Below are 22,601 nucleotides of genomic sequence, written 5' to 3' on the forward strand. Positions count from 1 at the left end.
CACATCCTCATTCTGAGGTCAGAAGCCGTGCTGGACGTCCTTTTCTAAAACTGAAAGATGTCAGACCATCGACCTTTGACCGTCAGCGTTACAGCGCCTGTTCGATGTCTGCTTTCAGGTCGGAGAGGGCCTCGACGCCCACGCTCATGCGGATGGTGGTGGGCGTGACTCCGGCGGCGTACCGGGCGGGTTCGGGCACGCGGCCGTGCGTGGTCGTCCAGGGGTGCACGACCAGGGTGCGGACGTCCCCGAGGTTCGGGGCGATGCGCAGCACCCGCACGCGGCTCAGGAACACGCCGGGGTCGGGTACCTCGAAGGTCAGGACGGCGCCCTGCCCGACCCGCAGGTACGTCTGCGCGAGGTGGTGGTGCGGGTGGCTGCTCAGCCCGGGGTAACTGACCTTCCCGACGCGCGGGTGAGCTTCGAGCCACTGAGCCAGGGCGAGTGCGGTGGCACTCTCGCGCTCCAGGCGCAGGGCGAGGGTCTCCAGGCCCTGCGCGATCAGGAACGCGCTGTGCGGGGCCAGGGTCATGCCGAGCTGGTGCGCGCCGAACCAGCGTTGCCGCCACGCGAGGGCCGCGTCGCCGCGCACGTTCAGGATGCTCTGCTCGCCGCCGTCCGCAAAGATGGGATTGCGGGTCAGGTCGTGCCCGGTGCCGACCGTGACCGCGCCGCCCAGCACGCTGCCGTGCCCGCCCGCCCACTTGGTCAGGGACTGACTGACGATGTCCGCGCCGTGCGCGAGCGGGCGGCACAGGAAGCCCACGCCGCCGCAGGTGTTGTCGATGGCCAGCAGCGCGCCGTGCTCGTGCGCGATGTCCGCGAAGGCGCGGATGTCCGCGATGTCCCCGGCGGGGTTGCTGATCATCTCGGCCCACACGAGGCGGGTGTTGGGCTGCATGGCGGCCCGCACGGCGTCCGGGGTGTTGTCGACCAGCGTGGCCGTGATGCCCATCAGCGGCAGGATGTTGCTCAGCATCCCGGTCGTCCCGCCGAACAGGCTGCTGGCCGACACCACGTGATCGCCCGCGCGACACACGCTGAGGATCGCGGTCAGGGTGGCCGCCTGCCCGCTCGCGACCGCAACGGTGGCCGCGCCGCCCTCCAGGGTGGTCAGGCGGTCCTCGAGCGCCCGCACGGTCGGGTTCTGAAGGCGGGCGTAACTGAGGCCGGTGTTCTGCTGGAATTCCTGTTGCGCCTCTTCCAGCGTGTCGAACTGGAACGCGGCGGCCGCGTGGATCGGGAAGCCGATGGTCTGCCCCAGCCCGCGCGGAATGCTGCTCTGCACGGCGGTCGTCTCGTAACTCCAGGGTTCGGCGGGGTGGGCGTCCGGGCGGGGCGTGTCGGTCATGCCTTCACGCTACGCCGCGCGCCGCGCTAGGGTGCCGGGCATGTCCGGCCCACCCGACCCCTTCAGCTTCCTTCCGGCCCGGCCGCCCGCCACGCTGTCGGTCGGCGTCAGCGTCCTCGTGCAGGACGAGCAGGGGCGCGTGCTGCTGCAACGGCGCGGCGACGACGGCCTGTGGGGCACGCCCGGCGGGCACCTGAACCCCGGCGAGAGTTTCCTGCAGGCCGCGCAACGCGAACTGTTCGAGGAGACCGGCCTGATCTGCCCGGACCTGCACCTGATGCCGCTGCCGGACGCCCTGATCGACGGTCCCGCCTTCCGCATCAGCACGCCGCGCGGCGACCAGTATCAGGTGGGACTGCGCACGCGCGGCACCCTCAGCGCCGCCGCGCTGGACCTCGCCGCGCCCGACGACAGCGGTGAGACGCTGGCCCTGGGCTGGTTCCCGCTGAGCGACCTGCCCCCGCTGAGCGGCGCGATCAATGTCGCCAGCCTGAACCTGCTGCGCCGCGAGCGTGGCCTGAGCGACCTGCCCTGAATGGCCAGGGCACCCCAGCCGGGGGGGGCGGAGGCAGGTGCGTCATGTCCGCACGACAGCTTTCTGAAGGTTCCCTAAGCTGAGGGTGTGAAACGTTCCCTTGCCCTGCTGACCGTCGGCGCCCTGCTGCTCGCCTCCTGCGACCGTACCACCACGCCCACGCAACCCACCAATCCGGCCCCGGTTGACCCGGCCAAGACCGAACCCGCCGCGCCCGTCGTGGGCCAGAGCCTGGAGGTGCAGGACGTGATGGGCACCGCCCAGAGCGCCGCCAAGCAGATGGCCGCCATGACCGACCCGAACAACCCGGACCTGGACCCGGATCTGAAAGCCCTGCTGGGCCTGTTCAACATGGGCGGCGCGCCCATGCCTCTGTCCGGCGGCCTGAACAGCCTGGACCTGAGCGGCGCGGCGTCGTTCGGCAAGAACTTCGTGCAGGGCATCGGCGGGAATGGACGCGTGACCACGCAATCCGTGACGACCGTGAAGGAGGCCCTGGCTACCGGCACGCGCACGTACACCCGCGACGGCGGCTACCAGTACTCCGAGCTGCCCAGAGACGGCTACGTGGAGATCGACGAGCAATCCGGCGTGCGCATCGAAGCAAGCTGGAAGGTCGGCGGCGCCGCGACCGTGTGGGTGAACAACGGGTACGCGTACGACTACAGCACCGGGCAGGTCCTCCCCCGTCAGCAGGAAGTGCCGACCAACGCGACCGGCAGCGTCACCATCGCCGGGAAGACCGTGGCGGGCCTGAAGTTCAACATGACACCCGGCGACTGCCTGAACAACGCCGGCCCCACCGCGCTGACCATGAGCGGCTGGGCGGGCCGCGAGACGAACGCCCCCGCCAAACTGGACCTGACGTACGCCTGGACCGAGAAGGACGTGCTGCTCAGCGGCTCGGCGCAGTACGCGACGACCAAACAGAAGGTGGACGCCAGCATGAAACTGAACGTGACCGGCACCACCAGCGACCGCTGCGGCGACGCGTTCACGTTCACGCCCACCCGCGCCGACCTGACCGGCACGCTGGATATCCCCAGCCACAAGACCGAACTGAACGTGTACCTGCGTGACCTGAGCAACCTGGAATTCAGCGAGAAGGCCATGAGCGCCCCCAACGCCCTGGACCGGATCGGCGGGACTGTGAACGCCGCCCTGACCTTCAACGGCAAGGCCGTCGTGACCGCCTTCGGCCCGCTGGCCGACGGGAACGACATGGACCTGCAGCCGGGCGATCAGGTGAAGTTCCGCTACGTCAAGAGCGGCAAACTGGTCGAAGCGGACTTCCGCACCGCCGAGAAGGACCTGCAGGAACTCGCCAACCCGCGCCGCTGAGCGCACGCGGACAGGGCGCAGGCCGGGGCGGGTGCCCTGGCCTGCGCCTTTGCGGGTTGCGCGGTGTGCGGCCGCGCCAGCGTGGGCGGTGCGGTAGCGTGATTCATGCAGATCGAGGACATGAACTGGGGCATGGTGGCGCAGACGCTGCGAGCCGAGGACCGCTGCGTGCTGCCGCTGGGCTGCACCGAGCAGCACGCGACCCTGAGTCTGGCGACCGACACCCGCCTCGCCGCGCGCGTAGCCGCCGAGGCCGCCGAGGGACTGGGCGTGCCGGTGTTCCCGGCGCTGCCGTACGGCGTGACACCATCGTTCACGGCGTACCCCGGCACCGTCAGCCTGCGCGTGAGCACGTACCTGGCGTTGCTGGACGACCTGCTGTCGGGCCTGCACGCCCAGGGGTTCCGGCGGATCCTGATCGTGAACGGGCACGGCGGGAACTCGCCGGGACAGGGGTGGCTGGGGGAGTGGCTGGCGCGGCATCCGGACGCGCGGGTGCAGTGGCATAACTGGTGGAACGCGCCGCGCACCTGGGCGGCCGTGCAGGCCACAGATGAACTGGCCAGTCACGCCAGCTGGATGGAGAACTTCCCCTGGACGCGCCTGGAGGGCGTAGCGGCCCCCGAGGAACGCAAACCCATGGTGGACGTGGCGGCCCTGCGGCAACTGCCGCCCACGCTGGTGCGGGAGCGGCTGGGCGACGGGAATTACGGCGGGCTGCACCGCCGCCCGGACCGGGAAATGCAGCGCATCTGGCAGGAGGCCGTCGCGGAAACGCGCGCGCTGCTGGAAGCAGGCTGGGCGCACCCGTAGCAGGACCGGGCAGGGGTCCCCCGCGCCTACCCGTCCAACTCAGCCGCGATGGCGCGCAGGGCGCCGGGCGGGCCGATCCGCTCCCGACCGTCTGCCTGAGCTGCCTTCAGACGCTGCGGGTGGTCGAACAGTGTCCTCACCGCCCGCACGACCTCACAGGGATCAGCCGGAGTGACCGTCAGGGCCCGGCCCAGCAGGCGAGCCTGCCGGCGCGCGAACCCCGCCACGTACTGCGGGCCAGGAGTCGGAAACCCGATGACCGGCACGCCCAGGCCCGCCAGCTGCTCGGACGCTGTTCCGGCCGTGCCCAGCGCCATCGTCGCGCGGCGCGCGACTGCGGCGAAGGCGCCGCGCAGCACCAGCACACGCACGTCGCCACGCTGAAGCCAGCGGGTCTGGTCTCCGGCGCCCGTGAGCTGCCAGCCAGCAGGCACCGGCAACGCTGCCCAGTCGTTCGCAAACGCCACGGCGGCCTGCCACTCAGGCAGGTGGGCCGCTGCCTCCAGCATGAGCGGCAGGGAGAAGTCGGCGTCGCCCCGCTGGCCCGGCACGAGTGCCAGCACTGGCCGTCCGGTGGGCAGTTCCGGGAGGTCCCGCTCTGGCGCTGGCAGGATGTCCATAGCAAAACTGCCCCGGTACGAGGCATTGACGCCGCGGCGGGCCAGAGACGCAGCCGAAGGAGCGTCCCGCGTGTAGACGCGGCGGGCCCGGCGGGCCAGCGCCACCTCCCAGGGCATGAACAGGTTGGCACCCAGCGCGTTCAGTTCCCGCAGGTGTGACCGCACTCCCATGCCACGGGCATAGTGCGTGGAGACCAGTGGCTGAAGGTGCGTCAGGGGCAGGCGCGGGCCCCGTGGCCCGGCAACCGCGCGCGCTGCCAGCGTGCCCACCAGCAGCGCGTAGGTGTCGCCCACCACCACCACCCGGTTGACCTGCGGACCCAGGGAGCGGGCTGCCCACCACTGCCGCAGCGAGGTGGTCAGAAGCCCGGCGCGCAGGTCGGCGCGCAGGTTGTTCAGGCTGCCGAAGGGAAAGCCGCCCGAGGGCAGGTTCAGGAGCGGTCCTTGCACTGCGGCCACGTTGCCATACGCCCGCCCCGCCCCCACCAGCGGCAGTGCCAGCAGTGGCTCTGGCCGCGCAGCCAGCAACTCGCGGGCCAGCGCCGCGCCGATCAGGTCTTCGGCGTGGCCGTTCGATACGATCAGAGTGGCGTCCGCAGCCGGTACAGGAGGAGTCACGGTCCGCAGGCTAGCGCAGCGCTCCCATCCGGTCAGCGTGAGGTGCAGTAGGGTGAGGCGGTCTATGACCCTGATGCAACTTCGAGAGGTGTGGGGCAACCGCCCCCTGATGGCCGCGTCGGCCGGTGTCCTGATCCAGGACGAGCACGGGCGGGTGCTGCTGCAACGCCGCGGTGATGATGGCCTGTGGGGCGAACCGGGCGGCGCGCTGGAACCCGGCGAGGACTTCCTGACCGGCGCCCGCCGCGAACTGTTCGAGGAGACGGGGCTGGACTGCCCGAACCTGACCCTCCTGCCACTGCCCGAGGGATTGCAGGACGGCCCGGAGCTGTTCCACCGCTACCCGAACGGGCACGAGATCTACATCATCGGGATGCGCGCACACGGCACGCTCCCCGCCGCCGCGCTGGAACGGGCCGCGCCGGACGACAGCGGCGAGACGCTGGACCTGCGGTGGTTCCCGCTGGACGCCCTGCCGGACCTCAGCAACAACGCCAACCGCGCCAGCATGAACGTCCTGCGCGCCCGCGCGGGCCTCCCACCCCTGCCCCTGGCCCCCACCCCGCCCGCGCCACCGATCGGGAACTTCCTGATGGACTTACGGCGCGTGATCGGCCCGCGCCCCTGGTTCGCGCCCGGCTCGAACGTCCTCGTCACCGACGACCAGGGTCGCCTCCTGCTGCTGCGACACGGGCACACCCGCCTGTGGACGCTGCCCGGCGGCAGCCTGGAACCCGGCGAGACCTTCGCGGGGACCGCCGCCCGCGAACTGTTCGAGGAGACTGGCCTGCACGCCACCCACCTGGAGCCGCTGCACCTATTCGCCGGACCCGAGTACCGCTTCACGTACCCCAACGGGCACGTCATCGACAACGTCTCCGTCCTGTACCGCGCCCACGGCGTCACCGGAACCCTCACCCCCCAGGAGGGCGAGGTGCTGGACGTCAGCTGGTTCAGCCCCGACGACCTCCCCCCCGAAGAGGACCTGAGCGGCGAACTGATCCGCGCCAACCTCCGCTGGTGGCGCACGCACGGCTGACCCGACTCAGCGGGCGGCCCCTCACCCCGCCTGCCCGGTCAGGAACACGCGGAATTCCCGCATGAGGGCGTGCAGCGCGCCCAGCGTGCCGACCACGTCCCCCTCGACCTGAAGGCCGTGATTCACGCCGTCCAGCACGAGCACCCGCACACCCGCGCCGGTCAGTTCCGTGATCCACTCGGGGCGGTAGTGGCCGTCCTGAGTGCCGATCACGACCAGCGAGGTCGCCGCGTGCGCCGCGATGGCCGCGCGGACCTCCGGGCGTTCCAGCAGCGGCGTGAGCCACACCAGCCGCGCGCCGGGCGGCACCTCTCCCCCGTGCAGCAGCAGGGTCAGGCCCAGTGTCCCGATGGATTTCGCCACCACACAAGCACCCCCCGGTTCCGGCAGGATCGCGTGGCAGGCGGCCCGCACGTCCTCCCGCAGCCAGGCCAATTGCTCCTCCGGCGGGGCGTCCATGAATGCCGGGACGTTCCAGCGGGTGTCGAGCGCCAGCGTGTCGAACCCCAGTTCATCCAGCAGGAGCGCCGGGTACAGCAGGCCCGGCTGCCGCGCCCCGTACCCCAGCCCCGGCAGCAGCAGCGCCGCCCCCACCGCCTCGCCCGGCGGGTGGCGGTTCACCACGCAGGGCAGCGCGTCGCCCCGGAAGCCGCGCACGTCTACCATTACCGTCTCGGAAGTCATGCCCGAGCCTACCCGCCCCCACGCGGTCCCGCTGCTGCACCTGCATGGGAAGGAGGCCAGAGCACATGGCCCTGGCCTCTTTCTGCCTCCCCTTTGAGGGGAGGTGCCCCAGAGGGGCGGACTCGAAGAGCTGCCCCGCAGAGGGGTTACTTCTCGCGGATGCTCCAGCCCTGCGCGCGCACCGCGTTCATGAGGGCGTCCATGACGGGGTCCACCTCGGCGTCGGTGAGGGTCCTGTCGCCGCGGAAGACGAGGCGTACGGCGACGGAGCGGTTGCCCGCGCCGATCTGCTCGCCGGTGAACACGTCGAAGGGTTCCACGCTTTCGAGCAGCGTGCCGCCGTGTTCGCGCAGCAGGGCGGCGATCTCGCCGTAGCTGACACCGGTGGGGGTGATGACGGCGAGGTCACGCCACGCGGCGGGGGCGCGGCTGGGGTCGCGGAACGCCCATTCGCGAGCCGGGAGGGGCAGCGCGGCTTCCATGAGGAAGGTGTCGCCTTTCAGGCCGAACGCCTGGGCGATTTCGGGGTGCAGCGCGCCGAGCCAGCCGACGCTCTGGCCGTTCCAGACGACCTCACCCGCGATGCCGGGGTGCAGGGCGCTGGGGACGGCGTCGCCGCGCAGCTGACGCAGTTCGAAGCTGGCGCCCAGGGTGCCCGCCAGGGATTCGACGAGGCCCTTGAACGCGCGGAAGTCCCCGGCGACGCCCGCCTGATCGGTGCGGGGCGCCAGCGGGCCGCGCATCAGCAGGCCCACCCGTTCCGTCTCGCCGCTGGCGGGGAAGATGCGGCCCATCTCGAAGATCAGCACGCGGTCGCCCTTCGCGTGGGCCTGCGCGGCCTTCACGAGGCTGGGGTACAGCGCGGTGCGCAGCCCGGTGCGGTCGGCGGTCAGGGGGTTGCGCAGGCGCACGCCGGGCCGCTCGGTGCGGGCCTTCTGGGCTTCCTCGTCGCTGGTGAAGGTGTACGTGACGACCTCCTGCGCGCCCAGTCCGGCCAGGGTGCGGCGCAGCGTCGCGCGGGCCACGCCCTCCTTCTCCGCGCCGACGTTGCTGCCGTGCACGCGCAGGGTGGGGAGGCTCTCGGGGAGGTGCACGAACCCGTGCAGGCGCGCGACCTCCTCGGCGAGGTCCTGCCAGATCGCCATGTCCACCCGCCATGAGGGCGGCACGACGCTCAGGGCGTCCCCCTCACCCTCCACGACGCACCCGAGGCGGCTGAGGATGCCGCGCATCTCCTCGGTGTCCACGGGCATGCCCAGCAGCGCGCGGATCTGCTCGCCCGTCGCCTCGATCCGGCCCGGAATCTCGGGGTCGCCCACGACGGTCGCGCCGGGGTGCACCTGCCCGCCCGCGTCGCCCAGCAGGCCCACCAGTCGGGCCGCCGCGCGTTCGGGCAGCAGGGGGTCCACGCCGCGCTCGTAGCGGTACACGGCGTCGGTCTTCAGGCCCAGGCGGGTGCTCGTGCGGCGCAGCAGCACCGGATCGAAGTGCGCGACCTCCACCACCACGTCCGTCGTGTCGGCGCGCACGTGCCCGTGATCGCCGCCCATGATGCCCGCGATGCCCAGCACCGTGTCGCCCGGTTTGGGCTGCCCAGCGGTCTCGAAGGCCTCCGCGACGGTGGACACCTCGGGCTGCGCGCCGTCGAGGATCAGCAGATCCTCCGGGCCGACCTCATGCTCGTTCCCCATCAGGTCGCGCACCTGCTCGCCCTGCCGCAGCCCGAACGCCACGAGGATCTGATCGCCGTGCACGTCCCGGCGGTCGTACAGCGCCGTCGGCTGACCCAGTTCCAGCATCACGTAATTGCTGGTATCCACGATCAGGTCGATGGAGCGCATGCCCGCCAGGGTCACGCGGCGCTGCATCCACAGCGGAGCCGGACCGTTGCGCAGGCCACTGACGGTGCGGGCCACGAAGCGGTCACAGCCGAAGCGCAGCTTCTGCGTCGGGTCCCGCTCGATGCGGATGCCCTTCTCCGGCAGGGACACGCGGATCTCGCCCTCCCCCACCGCCTGCGGCCCGGCCGGGGGCTGCACCAGCTCCAGCTTCAGGAACGCCGCCAGATCCCGCGCCAGCCCCAGCGCACTCAGCACGTCCGCGCGGTTCGGCGTGACCTCCACGTCCAGCACGTGATCCGCCGCCCACAGCTCGCGCATCGGCGTCCCCGGTTTCGCGGTGTTCGCCGGGAACAGCATCAAGCCCGCGCTGCTCTCACCCAGGCCCAGCTCCTTCGCGCTGGCCGCCATGCCCCACGACTCCACGCCCTGCAACGCCCGCACGCCATACGTCATGCCGCCCAGCTCCGTGCCCGGCGACACCAGCGCCAGCATCGTCCCCGCGGGCAGCCCCACGGCGTTCCCCGCACCCGACGCGATGACCCGCTCGCCGTGCTCACCGACATCCAGCGTCAGGCGCGTCAGCTGCGTGCCCGGCATCGCCTCGGCCGCCTTCACCGCCACCAGCAGCACCCCCGCAGGCGGCGCCGCGACCTCCTCCACGCCCTCCAACGGCAGACCCAGCTGCGCGAAAATCGGCTCCAGCTCCGACACCACCGGCAGACCCGGCACCAGTTCCTTCAACCACGAATACGGAATTTTCATTGAGTACCTCTCCTCCCCCTCTGTCGCCTCCGGCGACATCTCCCCCCTGAAGGGGGAGAGGGGTAAACATTTACGCTGAGACGTGCCGCCTGAACGACACAGTCCATCCACCGACGTAGCCCGCATGCTGCGCAGACGCATGACCCCCGAAGAAATCCTGTTGTGGCAGCACCTGCGCCGCAGACAACTCGGCGTCACCTTCCGCAGACAGGAACCCATGGGACGGTACGTCGCGGACTTCGTCTGCTACGAACGCACCCTCGTCATCGAACTCGACGGCAGCCAACACCTGAACAGCGACGCGGACCGGGAACGAGACGCCGACATGCTCGACCACGGCTTCCACACCCTGCGCTTCTGGAACAACGAAGTACGCCGCAACCTCCCCGGTGTCCTCGAACGAATCCAACAAGTCCTGGAAGCCAGAAAGGACCTTTAGCCCCCTCCCCCTTGACTTGAAAAGCTGCGAAGCAGAGGGGGGAGGGCTAGGGAGGGGGTGAACCGAACCGGCATCACGACGAGACCGTGGACGATTTACCGCGCCTGGGTGCCGGTTCGTTTCACCCCCTCTGTCCCTACGGGACATCTCCCCCCTCAAGGGGGAGAGGAAGAGCGGGCAGTTCATTGCGCGGCCACCTCGCGCACCAGTTCCCGCGCCTGCTCGGGCACGAGGTTCACGCTTTCCAGGTCTGTGAGGGGCACCCACTGCGGCGAGTACCAGTTCTCGTCGCTGCTGCGGATCGCTTCGGGGCCGTCGCCGAGGCGCATCTCGCCGGACTGCACGTGCGCCCGGAAGTAGTGCTCCAGGTTGCCGATGTTCTCCAGCACGAGGAGGGGCGGGCCGACCGTGACGGTCAGGTTCACTTCCTCCAGCACCTCGCGGATGCAGGCCTGCGCGGGCGTCTCGCCGGGCTCGATGCCGCCGCCGGGCAGCGTGGCGTACGCGCGGCCCTGCTTGCGGCGGAGCATGAGGAGCACTTCGGCGCTGTCGTTCAGGATGATGGCGACGGCGCGGGCTCTCACTCCAGTTCTCCCCGGAACTGCCCGATGACTCTCGGGTCGTTGGCGTAGAAGTAGCGGATGTCGGGGATTTTGTACTTGAGCATGGCGATGCGTTCCGGGCCGAGGCCGAATGCGAAGCCGGTCTTGCCTTCGTACACGCGCTCCTTGCCCTGGGCTTCGCGGAGGTCGTCGACGGCTTTGAAGACGTTGGGGTGGACCATGCCGCATCCGCCGAGTTCGAGCCATTTGCTTTCGCCGCGGGGGTTGTCCCAGTACACGGCGAAGTCCGCGCCGGGTTCGACGAAGGGGTAGTAGCTGGGCTGGAAGCGGACTTTGGCGCGGGGCCCGTAGAGGCCGCGGGCCATTTCGGCGATGGTGCCTTTCAGGTCGGCCATGTTGATGTGGTCGCCGACGACGAGGCCTTCGAGCTGGTGGAACATGCTTTCGTGGGTGGCGTCGGTGGCTTCGTAGCGGTAGACCTTGCCGCGCACGACGATCTTGAGGTCGGGTTCGTGGTCGACCATGTAGCGGATCTGCATGGGGCTGGTGTGGGTGCGCAGCAGGCGGCCGTCTTCGAGCCAGAAGGTGTCCTGGAGGTCGCGGGCGGGGTGGTACCAGGGGACGTTGAGGGCTTCGAAGTTGTGGTGTTCGTCTTCGACTTCGGGGCCTTCGACGACGGTGTACCCGAGGCGTTCGTAGATGCCGGTGAGGTCGTCGTAGACGCGGTTGATGGGGTGCAGGCCGCCACTGGGCAGGGGGAGGCCGGGGAGGGTGACGTCGATGGCCTCGCTGGCCAGCTGGGCGTCGAGGGCTTCGCGTTTCAGGGTGGTTTCGCGGGTGTCGAGGGCGTCCTGGATGGCCTGACGGACGGCGTTGATCTCGGCGCCGCGTGCCTTGCGTTCTTCGGGGGGGAGTTTTCCGAGGGTGCCGAGTTCGCGGGTGACAAGGCCGCTCTTGCCGACGTATCTGGTCTTGACGGTCTGGAGTTCGTCGAGGGTGGTGGCCGCCTGGATGGCCTGGATGGCTTCTTGTTGCATGGGTCCTCCGGTGTGGGAATGAACGGTCTGGCAATAAAAAAGCCCCGCCTCACGGGGGTGGGCGGGGTGACTCGCTGCGGCCTGAGGTTCAGGCGAGCGTGACCCCGGAGCAGGTAAACGGCGAAAGTGTACCGGGCCGGGGCGTCATGGGGTTCAGGGTAGCAGGTTTGGGCGGGCGGGGCACCCGGACCGGGCCGCAGCTTCAGCGGGCCTTCATGTTCCTGCCCGGGGGGCCGCGAGGGGGGTCCCGGTCCTTTTTTGTGCGTCTGGACGCGTGCCACCATGTGGGCATGATGGCGTCGAGGTTCAATGTGAGGTTCAGGGTGTGGGGCGCGGCCCGCCGGTCGCGGTGGGGTGTGCATGGCTGAGATACCGACCGAGGTGTACCTGCTGGCCGTTGGCGTGATGCTGCTGGTCAGCCTGCTGGTCAGTCGGCTGGGGGGGCGGCTGGGCATTCCGGGCCTGCTGCTGTTCCTGGGGGTGGGCATGCTGGCCGGGTCGGACGGGCTGGGCATTCAGTTTCAGGATTACCGGTTCGCGCAGGCGCTGGGGACGCTGGCGCTGTGCTTCATCCTGTTTCAGGGGGGGTTGGGAACCAACTGGGCGCACACGCGTCCCGTGGTGCGCCGGGGCCTGAGTCTGGCGACGGTGGGGGTGCTGATCACGGCGGGTGTAATGGCGGCGTTCGTGCATTTCGCGTTCGGGTTTCCGTGGCTGTCGGCGTGGCTGCTGGGCGCGATTGTCAGCAGCACGGACGCCAGCGCGGTGTTCAGTGTCCTGAAGGAGCGGCAACTGGGCCTGAAGGGGGATGTGGCGCCGCTGCTGGAGTTCGAGTCGGGCGGGAACGACCCGATGGCGGTCTTCCTGACGGTCGGGATTCTGGAACTCATGGCGAATCCGGGTCTGGGCGTGCTGGGGATCGTGCCGTTGTTCTTCAAGCAGATGCTGATCGGGGCGCTGTTCGGGGTGGTGCTGGGCCGCGCGGCGCTGTGGATCCTGAACCGCCTGCAGTTGCAGTTCGAGGGTCTGTACTCGGTGCTTTCGCTGGCGCTGGCCCTGACGATCTTTGCGGGTACGGCGGTCGCGGGTGGCAGCGGGTTCCTGGCGATCTACATTGCGGGCGTGATCGTGGGGAACGCGGAGTTCATTCACAAGCGCAGCCTGCTGTCGTTCCATGACGGGCTGTCGTGGTTGATGCAGGTGGCGATGTTCCTCACGCTGGGGTTGCTGGTCAATCCGCGCGAGTTGCTGCCCACGGCGGGGCTGGCGCTGGCGTGCGCGCTGGTGCTGGTGTTCCTGGCGCGGCCCCTGAGCGTGTACGTCAGTCTGGCGCGCGCGAAGATGCCGCTGAACGAGAAGAGCATGGTGGCGTGGGTGGGGCTGCGCGGCGCGGTGCCGATCGTGCTGGCGACGTTTCCGCTGCTGGCGGGCGCCGAGCGGGCGGGCACGCTGTTCAATATCGTGTTCTTCATCGTGCTGACCAGCGTGCTGCTGCAGGGCACGACCCTGACGCTGGTGGCGCGGTTCCTGCGGGTGCGGGAGGCGTTGCCGACCGTCACGCAGTACCCGATCTCGTACACGCCGACCGGGCATAACAAGAACGAGATGGTCGAGGTGGAGGTCCGGCCCGGCAGCGCCGCCGACGGGCAACGCATCATGGACCTGCGCCTGCCGCCCGAGGCGCTGGTGATCCTGATTCACCGGGGCGGTGAGTTCCTGATTCCGAAGGGCGCGACCGAACTGACCGGCGGTGACAGTGTGCTGGTCCTGGCGGGCGAGCGTGAACTGCGGGAGGTGGAAAGCAAACTGCACCTTCCGGCCGGGGCGGTTGTCTGACCTGCAAAGACACGGGGGACACCGGGCCAGTACGGCGGTGTTACCGTGGGGTCATGACGACCACCGCCGAGAAATCTGCCGCCCGTGACACGGCACTCTTCGACCTGATCACCCAGGAGGCCGAGCGTCAGCAGCGCGGCCTGGAGTTGATTGCCTCCGAGAACTTCACGTCGGCGGCGGTGCGTGAGGCGCAGGGCAGCATCGTGACCAACAAGTATGCCGAGGGGTACCCCGGCAAGCGCTGGTACGGCGGGTGCGAGGTCGTGGACCGCATCGAGCAGCTGGCCATCGATCGCCTGAAGGAACTGTTCGGCGCGGCGTGGGCGAACGTGCAGCCGCACAGTGGGTCAAGTGCGAACCTCGCGGTGTACAACGCGCTGATCGAGCCGGGTTCCGTGGTGCTGGGCATGGACCTGAGTCACGGCGGGCACCTGACGCACGGGAACCCCGTGAACTTCTCCGGGCTGCGCTACCAGATCGTGGGGTACAAGGTGAACCCCGAAACCGAACTGATCGACATGGACGAAGTTCGCCGTCTGGCGCACGAGCACAAACCGAAGATGATCATTGCGGGAGCCAGTGCGTACAGCCGCACCATCGACTTCGCGGCGTTCCGCGAGATCGCCGATGAGGTCGGCGCGATCCTGTTCGCGGACATCGCGCACATCGCGGGACTGGTCGCGGCGGGCGTGCACCCGAACGCGCTGCCGCACGCGCACGTGGTCGCCAGCACCACCCACAAGACCCTGCGCGGGCCGCGCGGCGGGATCATCCTGAGCAACGACCCGGAACTCGGCGCGAAGATCGACCGGGCCGTGTTCCCCGGTTACCAGGGTGGCCCGCTGGAGCACGTGATCGCCGCGAAAGCCGTCGCGTTCGGCGAGGCCCTCCAGCCGGAGTTCAAGGAGTACGCCGCGCAGATCATCCGCAACGCGCAGGCGCTCGCGCAGGCCTTCCAGGACAAAGGCTACCGCGTGGTGTCCGGCGGGACCGACAACCACCTGTTCGTGCTGGACCTGCGCCCCCAGGGCCTGAACGGCACCAAGGCCACGCGCCTGCTGGACGCGAACCACATCACGATCAGCAAGAGCACCCTGCCGTACGACACCGAGAAGATCATGCACGGCGGCGGCATCCGCATCGGCACGCCCGCCGTCACCACGCGCGGCATGGTGGAAAGCGACATGCTGAAGGTCGCCGACCTGATCGACCGCGCCCTGAAAGGCGAGGACGTGAAGGAAGAAGTGCACGCCTTCGCCGGTGGCTTCCCGATTCCCTGAACGCAGACTGTCGGTGGGGAGCGTGGCCGCAGTGCCCGCTCCCCATTCAATTCCCCACCAATTACGCTCGGTACAGATAGGGCTGGAATTATTGCCTGAAGGCAGAGTGGTGGTGTACTGTAATTCATGCCTCCCAACCCTGGTGACCCCACCCACATCCTCAGTGCCTACGCCGACGCCGTGCACGCCCGCGACGCCGAAGCTCTGCTCGCCCTGTACCACCCCCACGTCACCGTGTACGACATGTGGGAACACTGGCTCTACGACGGCCAGCAGCAGTGGCGCGGCATGGTCGAGGGCTGGTTCGCCAGCCTCGGCGACGAACGGGTGCAGGTCACCTTCGACGACATCCGCAGCACCGTCACGCCGGAACTGGCCCTCGTGCACGCCTTCGCCACCTACACGGGCCTCAGCGCCACTGGCGAACGCCTGCGCGCCATGAACAACCGCATCACCCTCACCCTGACCCGCAGCGGCGACCGCTGGCTGATCCTCCACGAACACAGCAGCGCCCCCGCCGAATTCAGCAGCGGCAAGGTCAACCTCCACCGACCAGCGTGAACAGGGCACCTACACTGAGATCGTGAATCGCCTTGAGCTGCACGATCCCCGCTGGGCCGCACTGCGCGGCGGATACCGCACACCAGAAAACTTCCCAGAACTGCTGCGTGACCTGTCCGGCGCCCCCACACCTGAACTCTGGGACGCCCTGCATCACCAGGGGGACGTTGATCTGGGTTCCTACGCCAGCCTCCCCTATCTGCTGGACGCAGCGGAGAACGCCACTGCACAGGATCAAGTCGAATGGATTGCCCTGAGCGCGCTGATCCTGGCCCTGCGTCATGCTGAACGAAATCCACAGCCTCCCCCATGGCTGACCGAGCAGATCGGACACAGCGAGGATCGTCTGCTGCGCATCGCCCTGGCTGCACTGGCGCAGAAAGAGGAACGGGATGAATCGTCGCTGGCCGTACTGCTGGGGGCCGTGGCTGTGGCACAGGGTCAGGCGCGACTGGGAAACGTCCTGCTGGACTGGCAGGAAGACGGGTTGTGCATGTCGTGTGGTGAGGTGTCTATCCCCGGCTACATTCTCTGAACTCAACAGTAGAAGGCCGCGCCTCTCCCCTGCTGGGTGGCCCGGCCTTCAGCGGTTCGGTGGGGGTTAGCGGGGCAGGACCGATGTGCCCATGAGGTGCTGGTCGATGGCGCGGGCGGCCTGGCGGCCCTCGCGGATGGCCCACACGACGAGGCTCTGGCCGCGGCGCATGTCTCCGGCGGCGAACACGCCCTCGACGTTGGTGTGGTAGCCGCCCTCGTCGGTGTGGGCGTGGGCGTTGCCGCGGGCGTCCTTGTCGATGCCGAAGGCGTCGATGACGCTGCCGACGGGGCTGACGAAGCCCATGGCGAGCAGGACGAGGTCGGCCTTGTGGATTTCCTCGCTGCCTTCGACTTCGGTGAGTTTGCCGTCAATCAGTTCCATGCGGACGGTCTTGACGCCCGTGACCTTGCCGCCCTTGCCGATGAATTCCTTGGTGGCGATGGCGAATTCACGCACGGCGCCTTCCTCGTGGCTGGTGCTGGTGCGGAGTTTCATGGGCCAGTAGGGCCACACGAGGGGTTTGTTCTCTTTTTCCGGGGGCTGGGGCATGACCTCGAACTGGGTGACGCTGGCGGCCCCGTGGCGGTTGCTGGTGCCGACGCAGTCGCTGCCGGTGTCGCCGCCGCCGATCACGATGACGTGCTTCCCGTCGGCGCGCAACTGCTTTTTCAGCTTGTCACCGGCGTTCACGCGGTTCTGCTGCGGCAGGAACTCCATGGCAAAGTGAATGCCGTCCAGTTCGCGGCCGGGCGCGGGCAGGTCGCGGGGCTGCTCGGCGCCGCCCGCGAGGAGCACGGCGTCGAATTCGGCTTTCAGTTCGTCGGGAGTGACGGTCTTCTTGCTGAGGTTCGTGACGCGGCTGCCTTCGGGCCACGCGCCGACCAGGGTGCCGGTGCGGAAGGTGACGCCTTCGGCTTCCATCTGTTCGACGCGGCGGTCGATGTGGTGCTTGTCCATCTTGAAGTCGGGAATGCCGTAGCGCATCAGGCCGCCCACGCGGTCGTTCTTCTCGAACACGGTCACGTCGTGCCCGGCGCGCGCGAGCTGCTGCGCGGCGGCCAGCCCGGCGGGGCCGGAACCGATCACGGCGACCCTCTTCCCAGTCTTGACGGCGGGGGGTTGCGGGGTGACCCAGCCTTCCTGCCAGCCGCGTTCGATGATGCTCAGCTCGATGCTCTTGATGCCCACGGCGTCGCCGCCGATGTTCAGGGTGCAGGCGGCCTCGCAGGGCGCGGGGCAGATGCGGCCCGTGAACTCGGGGAAGTTGTTCGTGGAGTGCAGGGTGTCCAGCGCGCTGCGCCAGTCGTCCTGGTACACGAGGTTGTTGAAGTCCGGGATGATGTTCCCGACGGGGCAGCCGTTGTTGCAGAACGGAATGCCGCAGTCCATGCAGCGGGTCGCCTGGAGTTTCGCGGCGCCACTGTCGAGCGGGATCAGGAACTCGTGATAGTGCTTGAGGCGCGCGTCGACGGGCGCGTACTGGTCCTTGATGCGCGGTTGGTCGAGGAAGCCGGTGATCTTGCTCATGGTGTGCTCCGTGTGTGCGGGCGGCCCGTCCGGGTGTGGGGCGGGCCGCGCCGGAGGTTACTTGGTCAGGGTGCCCTGCGCGGCGACCGCGTTGGCGGGCTGCGCGGTCTGCATGCTGGTGGTGTCGGCGGCGTGCACGGTGCCGGCGTCGCTGTCGGTGCGTTCCCGCAGGGCGCGCTGGTACTCTTTCGGGAAGACCTTGACGAAGCGTTTCAGGGCGCTGTCCCAGTCGTCGAGGAGTTCGCTGGCGCGCTGCGAGCCGGTCCACTTGTGGTGGCTTTCCAGCAGGGAGCGCAGGTTCGCCTCGTCGCTCCGGCCCATGTGCAGGCCGCTGGCGGGCGTGTGGGCCAGTTGCTCGGCCTCGGATTCCAGGGGCAGCAGGTCGACCATGCTGGTGTTGCAGCGCTGCGCGAACTTGCCGTCCACGTCGTACACGTACGCCACGCCGCCGCTCATGCCCGCCGCGAAGTTCCGGCCGGTCTGGCCGAGCACGACGGCGGTCCCGCCGGTCATGTACTCGCAGCCGTGGTCGCCCGTGCCTTCCACGACGGCCTGCGCGCCGCTCAGGCGCACGGCGAAGCGTTCGCCCGCCACGCCCCGGAAGAAGGCCTCGCCGCTGGTCGCGCCGTACAGGACGGTGTTCCCGACAATGATGTTCTCCTCGGCCCGGCCGCGGAATTCGATGCTGGGGCGCACGACCACGCGGCCGCCGGACAGGCCCTTGCCGGTGTAGTCGTTCGCGTCGCCGATCAGGTACAGGGTGATGCCGGGCGCCAGGAACGCGCCGAAGCTCTGGCCGCCCGTGCCTTCCATCTGGATGAACACGGTGTTGTCGGGCAGGCCCTGCGGGTGGCGGCGGATCAGTTCGCCGGACAGCATCGCGCCGACGGTGCGGTTCACGTTGCGCACGTCCTGAAGGAAGTGCACTTTCACGCCGGTGTCGAAGGCGGGGCGGCACTTGTCGATCAGTTGCAGGTCGAGCGCGCGGTCCAGGCCGTGGTCCTGGGTGTGCAGGTGGCGGGTGCCGACCTCCTCGGGCAGTTCCGGGCGGTAGAACACGCGGCTGAAGTCCAGGCCCTGCGCTTTCCAGTGTTCGATGCCCTTGCGGGTGTCGAGCAGGTCGCTGCGGCCGATCAGTTCGTTCAGGGTGCGGATGCCCAGGCTGGCCATGATGGCGCGGACTTCCTCGGCGATGAAGAAGAAGAAGTTGATGACGTGCTCGGGTTTGCCCTGGAAGCGGGCGCGCAGCACCGGGTCCTGCGTGGCGACACCGACGGGGCAGGTGTTCAGGTGGCACTTGCGCATCATGATGCAGCCCTGCGCGACGAGTGGCGCGGTGGCGAAGCCGAACTCGTCGGCGCCGAGCATGGCGGCGATGACCACGTCGCGGCCGGTCTTGAGTTGCCCGTCGGTCTGGACGCGCACGCGGTCACGCAGGCGGTTCAGGACCAGGGTCTGCTGCGTCTCCGCGAGGCCCAGTTCCCAGGGGCTCCCGGCGTGCTTGATGGAGCTCCAGGGGCTGGCCCCGGTGCCGCCGTCGTGCCCGGCGATCACGATGTGGTCGGCCTTGGCCTTCGCCACGCCCGCCGCGATGGTGCCCACGCCGACTTCCGAGACGAGTTTCACGCTGATGTCCGCGCGGGCGTTCACGTTCTTCAGGTCGTGGATGAGCTGCGCGAGGTCCTCGATGGAGTAGATGTCGTGGTGCGGGGGCGGGCTGATCAGGCCCACGCCGGGCACGGAGTGCCGCAGGAACCCGATGTACTCGCTGACCTTCCCGCCGGGCAGCTGGCCGCCCTCGCCGGGCTTGGCGCCCTGCGCCATCTTGATCTGGATCTGGTCGGCGCTGGTCAGGTAGCCGGTGGTGACGCCGAAACGGCCCGAGGCGACCTGCTTGATCTTGCTGCGCAGACTGTCGCCGGGTTCCAGCGGGTAGTCCACTTCCACGCGCCGCTCCCCATTGGCACTGACGCCGAGGATGCTGGCGAGGGTGTGGCCCTCACCGATGGTCTCGCCGCGCATCTCGCGTTCGTAGCGGGCGGGGTCCTCGCCGCCTTCCCCGGTGTTGCTCTTGCCGCCGATGCGGTTCATGGCGACGGCCAGGGTGGTGTGCGCCTCGGTGCTGATCGAGCCGAGGCTCATGGCGCCCGTGGCGAAGCGTTTGACGATCTCGCTGGCGCTCTCCACTTCCTCGATGGGAATGGGCGTGAGGCCCTCGGTCTTGAACTCGAACAGGCCGCGCAGGGTCATGTGGCGCTTGCTCTGGTCGTTGATGATCCGGGCGTACTCCTCGAACGTGGCGTAGTTGCCGCTGCGCACCGAGTGCTGCAACTTGGCGATCGAGTCCGGCGTCCACATGTGCTCCTCGCCGCGCACGCGCCACGCGTACTCGCCGCCCGCGTCGAGGTTCTGCGCCAGCACGGGATCGTCGCTGAACGCCGCGCGGTGGTTGCGCAGGGCTTCTTCCGCCACCTCGAAGATGCCGATCCCGCCGACCTGGGTGGGCGTGCCGTAGAAGTACTTCTGCACGAAGTCGCTCTTCAGGCCGATCGCCTCGAACAGCTGCGCGCCGCAGTAACTCATGTACGTGCTGACGCCCATCTTGGACATGATCTTGCTCAGGCCCTTGCCGATCGCCTTGACGTAGTTGTAGATGGCGGTGTGCGCGTCGATGCCGCTCAGGGCGGGCATGCCGGGCACGTCGGTGTGCAGGTTGATCAGCGTTTCCAGCGCGAGGTACGGGTGGATGGCCTCGGCACCGTACCCGGCGAGCGCGGCGAAGTGATGCACCTCGCGGGCGTCGCCGGTCTCGACGACCAGACCGACCTTCATGCGCAGGCCCGCCTTCACGAGGTGATGGTGGACGCTGCTGAGGGCCAGCAGGCTGGGAATGGCGACGCGTTCGCGGTCCACGCGGCGGTCACTGATGATGATGATGTTGTGGCCGCTCTCGATGGCGTCCACGGCCCAGGCGTTGATGGTCGCCAGTTTCGCCTCGACGCCGCGCGCGCCCCACTCGGCGGGGTAGGTGATGTCGAGTTCGTAGGCCTTGAACTTGCCGCGCGTGTACTCCTCGATGGAGCGCACGCGGGCCATGTCGTCGAAGTCCAGGATGGGCTGCTCGACTTCCAGGCGCAGTTGCGGGTTGACCGCGTTGATGTCCAGCAGGTTCGGGCGCGGCCCCACGAACGACACGAGGCTCATGACGACCGACTCGCGGATCGGGTCGATGGGCGGGTTCGTGACCTGCGCGAACAGCTGCTTGAAGTACGAGTACAGCGGCTTGTTCTTGCCGGACAGCACGGCCAGCGGGCTGTCGTTGCCCATGGAGCCGATGCCTTCCTCGCCGCTCAGGGCCATGGGGCCCATCAGGAACTTCAGGTCCTCCTGGGTGTACCCGAAGGCCTGCTGGCGTTCCAGCAGCGGCTCGCGGAACTGCGCGACGGTGCCGGTCTCCTCGCTGTCGTCCAGGCGGAAGCGGGTGTTCTCCACCCACTGCGCGTACGGTTTGGCGGACGCGAACTGGTTTTTCAGTTCGTCGTCCTCGATGATGCGGCCCTGCTCGAAGTCGATCAGGAACATGCGGCCCGGTTGCAGGCGCCACTTCTTGACGATCTTGCTTTCCGGGACGGGCAGCACGCCGGATTCGGACGCCAGGATCACCAGGTCGTCGCGGGTCTGCACGTAGCGGGCGGGGCGCAGGCCGTTGCGGTCCAGGGTCGCGCCGACCTGACGGCCGTCCGTGAAGACCATCGCGGCCGGGCCGTCCCAGGGTTCCATCATGCTGGCGTGGTACTCGTAGAACGCGCGGCGGCTGGGCGGCAGGTTCGCGTTCTGCTCCCAGGCCTCGGGGATCATCATCATGGCGGCGTGCGCCATGGGGTACCCGGCCAGCGTCAGGAGTTCCAGCGCGTTGTCGAAGGTGGCGGTGTCGCTCTCGCCCTCGAAGGAGATCGGGTAGAGCTTCTTCAGGTCGTCGCCCAGCACGGGGCTCTGCATGATGCCCTCGCGGGCGCGCATCCAGTTGAAGTTCCCCTTGACGGTGTTGATCTCGCCGTTGTGCGCGACCATGCGGTACGGGTGCGCCAGCGGCCACTCGGGGAAGGTGTTCGTGGAGAAACGCTGGTGCACCAGGGCCAGCGCGGAGGTCACGCGTTCGTCCTGAAGGTCCAGGTAGTACTCGCCGACCTGCGTGGCGAGCAGCAGTCCCTTGTAGATGACCGTGCGGCAGGACATGCTGGGCACGTAGTACTCGGCGCCGTGCGTGAAGTTCAGCGCGCGGATGGCGTTGCTGGCCCGGCGGCGGATGACGTACAGCTTGCGTTCCAGCGCGTCGGGGACCAGGGTGTCGGGTCCGGCGCCGATGAACACCTGCCGGATGACGGGTTCCTTCTCGCGGACGGTGGGGCTCATGGGCATCTCGCGGTTGACCGGCACGTCGCGCCAGCCGAGCACGACCTGTCCCTCGGCGGTGATGGCGCGTTCGAGTTCCTGCTCGCAGGCGCGGCGCGAGGCGATCTCCTTGGGCAGGAAGATCATGCCGACGCCGTAATCGCCGGGCGGGGGCAGGGTCACGCCCTGCTGCGCGAACTCGGCGCGGTAGAACTCGTCGGGAATCTGGATCAGCAGGCCCGCGCCGTCGCCCATCAGGGGGTCGGCGCCGACCGCGCCGCGGTGGTCGAGGTTCTCGAGGATCTTCAGGCCCTGCTGCACGATGGCGTGGTTGCGGTGGCCCTTGATGTGCGCGACGAAGCCCACGCCGCAGGCGTCGTGCTCGGCGGCGCTGTACAGGCCCTGTTCGCGTGCGCCGCGCTGTTCGGCGGCGGAGGGCGCATGCAGACCGTCTGCGGTCCGGCCCGGTTCGTTGGGGGTGTGCGGCGCTGCAGCCGGAGTCACCCGGTTGTTCGTTTCGTTCATGTTGACGCTCCCATCTCGCACGTGACTCGCTCGCCCGCAGGGTGCAGGCTGCTAGAATCCACCATACAGAGAGATGCATGTCTATGCAGGGCCGTTGTTTATAACGGGTCCAATCTTTCGCGCACTATTTCTCCGGCAGCCCGCCCGCGCAGCCCCTGCCCACGCAATAAATTCAATCAGAATGGCATTCCGGCGCAATCTGGGATGTCAGCAGCGTCCGGGGCAGCGCAAGGAATGAAGTGCTTCCATACAAGGGCGGCCCCAGGCCCCGCCAGAGCCTCACCCTTCACACGGCGGGG

Annotated in this window: 17 protein-coding genes; 9 read left to right on the plus strand and 8 right to left on the minus strand. The window is 68.8% G+C overall.

What is annotated here, in order from left to right:
- Positions 1 to 88: 88 nt before the first annotated feature.
- Positions 89 to 1,351, minus strand: coding sequence for an aminotransferase class V-fold PLP-dependent enzyme (locus IEY70_RS16345; RefSeq protein WP_189066099.1), 1,263 nt, complete (start codon positions 1,349 to 1,351; stop codon positions 89 to 91).
- A 40-nt stretch (positions 1,352 to 1,391) separates the two neighbouring features.
- On the opposite strand from IEY70_RS16345, the gene IEY70_RS16350 reads away from it, so the two are divergent.
- From IEY70_RS16350 to IEY70_RS16360, 3 genes are all read left to right on the plus strand, one after another.
- Positions 1,392 to 1,886, plus strand: coding sequence for an NUDIX domain-containing protein (locus IEY70_RS16350; RefSeq protein ID WP_189066100.1), 495 nt, complete (start codon positions 1,392 to 1,394; stop codon positions 1,884 to 1,886).
- 87 nt (positions 1,887 to 1,973) lie between these two features.
- A complete protein-coding gene (locus tag IEY70_RS16355; RefSeq protein ID WP_189066101.1) occupies positions 1,974 to 3,227 on the plus strand; it encodes a hypothetical protein in 1,254 nt (417 codons plus the stop codon).
- A 105-nt stretch (positions 3,228 to 3,332) separates the two neighbouring features.
- Positions 3,333 to 4,040: a creatininase family protein gene (locus IEY70_RS16360; RefSeq protein ID WP_189066102.1), complete on the plus strand. Its 708-nt coding sequence runs from the start codon at positions 3,333 to 3,335 to the stop codon at positions 4,038 to 4,040.
- A gap of 26 nt (positions 4,041 to 4,066) precedes the next feature.
- On the opposite strand, the gene IEY70_RS16365 is transcribed toward IEY70_RS16360, so the two are convergent.
- Positions 4,067 to 5,278 carry a lipid-A-disaccharide synthase-related protein gene (locus IEY70_RS16365; protein WP_189066103.1) on the minus strand — a complete coding sequence of 404 codons (1,212 nt, stop codon included), beginning with the start codon at positions 5,276 to 5,278 and terminating at the stop codon, positions 4,067 to 4,069.
- 64 nt (positions 5,279 to 5,342) lie between these two features.
- On the opposite strand from IEY70_RS16365, the gene IEY70_RS16370 reads away from it, so the two are divergent.
- On the plus strand, positions 5,343 to 6,317 hold the full coding sequence (locus IEY70_RS16370; protein WP_189066104.1) for an NUDIX domain-containing protein: 975 nt from the start codon (positions 5,343 to 5,345) through the stop codon (positions 6,315 to 6,317).
- 21 nt (positions 6,318 to 6,338) lie between these two features.
- Here IEY70_RS16370 and IEY70_RS16375 read toward each other — a convergent pair whose 3' ends face one another.
- Entirely contained in the window at positions 6,339 to 7,001 is a 663-nt protein-coding gene (locus tag IEY70_RS16375; RefSeq protein ID WP_189066105.1) for a hypothetical protein, read from the minus strand.
- 146 nt (positions 7,002 to 7,147) lie between these two features.
- Positions 7,148 to 9,604, minus strand: coding sequence for a phenylalanine--tRNA ligase subunit beta (locus tag IEY70_RS16380; protein ID WP_189066106.1), 2,457 nt, complete (start codon positions 9,602 to 9,604; stop codon positions 7,148 to 7,150).
- An 82-nt stretch (positions 9,605 to 9,686) separates the two neighbouring features.
- On the opposite strand from IEY70_RS16380, the gene IEY70_RS16385 reads away from it, so the two are divergent.
- Positions 9,687 to 10,043: an endonuclease domain-containing protein gene (locus IEY70_RS16385; protein ID WP_268243925.1), complete on the plus strand. Its 357-nt coding sequence runs from the start codon at positions 9,687 to 9,689 to the stop codon at positions 10,041 to 10,043.
- Between the two features lie 182 nt (positions 10,044 to 10,225).
- On the opposite strand, the gene IEY70_RS16390 is transcribed toward IEY70_RS16385, so the two are convergent.
- Together IEY70_RS16390 and pheS are read right to left on the minus strand one after the other, a co-directional pair.
- Positions 10,226 to 10,627 (minus strand): NUDIX hydrolase, encoded by a 402-nt coding sequence (locus IEY70_RS16390; protein ID WP_189066107.1) that lies wholly within the window; start codon positions 10,625 to 10,627, stop codon positions 10,226 to 10,228.
- Positions 10,624 to 11,643 (minus strand): phenylalanine--tRNA ligase subunit alpha, encoded by a 1,020-nt coding sequence (gene pheS / locus IEY70_RS16395; RefSeq protein ID WP_189066108.1) that lies wholly within the window; start codon positions 11,641 to 11,643, stop codon positions 10,624 to 10,626. Before pheS ends, IEY70_RS16390 begins: the two co-directional genes overlap by 4 nt.
- Positions 11,644 to 12,003: 360 nt before the next feature.
- On the opposite strand from pheS, the gene IEY70_RS16400 reads away from it, so the two are divergent.
- The 4 genes from IEY70_RS16400 (at position 12,004) to IEY70_RS16415 (ending at position 15,855) form a co-directional block, all read left to right on the plus strand.
- Complete coding sequence (locus IEY70_RS16400; protein ID WP_189066109.1) at positions 12,004 to 13,479, plus strand: potassium/proton antiporter; 1,476 nt, start codon at positions 12,004 to 12,006, stop codon at positions 13,477 to 13,479.
- A gap of 53 nt (positions 13,480 to 13,532) precedes the next feature.
- A complete protein-coding gene (gene glyA / locus IEY70_RS16405; protein ID WP_189066110.1) occupies positions 13,533 to 14,759 on the plus strand; it encodes a serine hydroxymethyltransferase in 1,227 nt (408 codons plus the stop codon).
- Between the two features lie 126 nt (positions 14,760 to 14,885).
- A complete protein-coding gene (locus IEY70_RS16410; protein ID WP_189066111.1) occupies positions 14,886 to 15,320 on the plus strand; it encodes a YybH family protein in 435 nt (144 codons plus the stop codon).
- 22 nt (positions 15,321 to 15,342) lie between these two features.
- A complete protein-coding gene (locus IEY70_RS16415) occupies positions 15,343 to 15,855 on the plus strand; it encodes a hypothetical protein (protein WP_189066112.1) in 513 nt (170 codons plus the stop codon).
- 66 nt (positions 15,856 to 15,921) lie between these two features.
- On the opposite strand, the gene IEY70_RS16420 is transcribed toward IEY70_RS16415, so the two are convergent.
- Together IEY70_RS16420 and IEY70_RS16425 are read right to left on the minus strand one after the other, a co-directional pair.
- The gene (locus tag IEY70_RS16420) at positions 15,922 to 17,385 is read right to left on the minus strand and encodes a glutamate synthase subunit beta (protein ID WP_189066113.1); all 1,464 of its coding nucleotides are present in this window, start codon (positions 17,383 to 17,385) and stop codon (positions 15,922 to 15,924) included.
- A 57-nt stretch (positions 17,386 to 17,442) separates the two neighbouring features.
- Positions 17,443 to 22,302: a glutamate synthase-related protein gene (locus IEY70_RS16425; RefSeq protein WP_189066114.1), complete on the minus strand. Its 4,860-nt coding sequence runs from the start codon at positions 22,300 to 22,302 to the stop codon at positions 17,443 to 17,445.
- Positions 22,303 to 22,601: the final 299 nt, after the last annotated feature.

Source organism: Deinococcus seoulensis, from assembly GCF_014648115.1.
GTDB classification, from domain to species: Bacteria; Deinococcota; Deinococci; order Deinococcales; family Deinococcaceae; genus Deinococcus; species Deinococcus seoulensis.

Coding starts and splice junctions, on each gene's coding strand:
- IEY70_RS16345 (WP_189066099.1), bottom strand. CDS start 1,351: ATGACCGACACGCCCCGCCCGGACGCCCACCCCGCCGAACCCTGGAGT.
- IEY70_RS16350 (WP_189066100.1), top strand. CDS start 1,392: ATGTCCGGCCCACCCGACCCCTTCAGCTTCCTTCCGGCCCGGCCGCCC.
- IEY70_RS16360 (WP_189066102.1), top strand. CDS start 3,333: ATGCAGATCGAGGACATGAACTGGGGCATGGTGGCGCAGACGCTGCGA.
- IEY70_RS16370 (WP_189066104.1), top strand. CDS start 5,343: ATGACCCTGATGCAACTTCGAGAGGTGTGGGGCAACCGCCCCCTGATG.
- IEY70_RS16375 (WP_189066105.1), bottom strand. CDS start 7,001: ATGACTTCCGAGACGGTAATGGTAGACGTGCGCGGCTTCCGGGGCGAC.
- IEY70_RS16380 (WP_189066106.1), bottom strand. CDS start 9,604: ATGAAAATTCCGTATTCGTGGTTGAAGGAACTGGTGCCGGGTCTGCCG.
- pheS (WP_189066108.1), bottom strand. CDS start 11,643: ATGCAACAAGAAGCCATCCAGGCCATCCAGGCGGCCACCACCCTCGAC.
- IEY70_RS16400 (WP_189066109.1), top strand. CDS start 12,004: ATGGCTGAGATACCGACCGAGGTGTACCTGCTGGCCGTTGGCGTGATG.
- glyA (WP_189066110.1), top strand. CDS start 13,533: ATGACGACCACCGCCGAGAAATCTGCCGCCCGTGACACGGCACTCTTC.
- IEY70_RS16410 (WP_189066111.1), top strand. CDS start 14,886: ATGCCTCCCAACCCTGGTGACCCCACCCACATCCTCAGTGCCTACGCC.
- IEY70_RS16420 (WP_189066113.1), bottom strand. CDS start 17,385: ATGAGCAAGATCACCGGCTTCCTCGACCAACCGCGCATCAAGGACCAG.
- IEY70_RS16425 (WP_189066114.1), bottom strand. CDS start 22,302: ATGAACGAAACGAACAACCGGGTGACTCCGGCTGCAGCGCCGCACACC.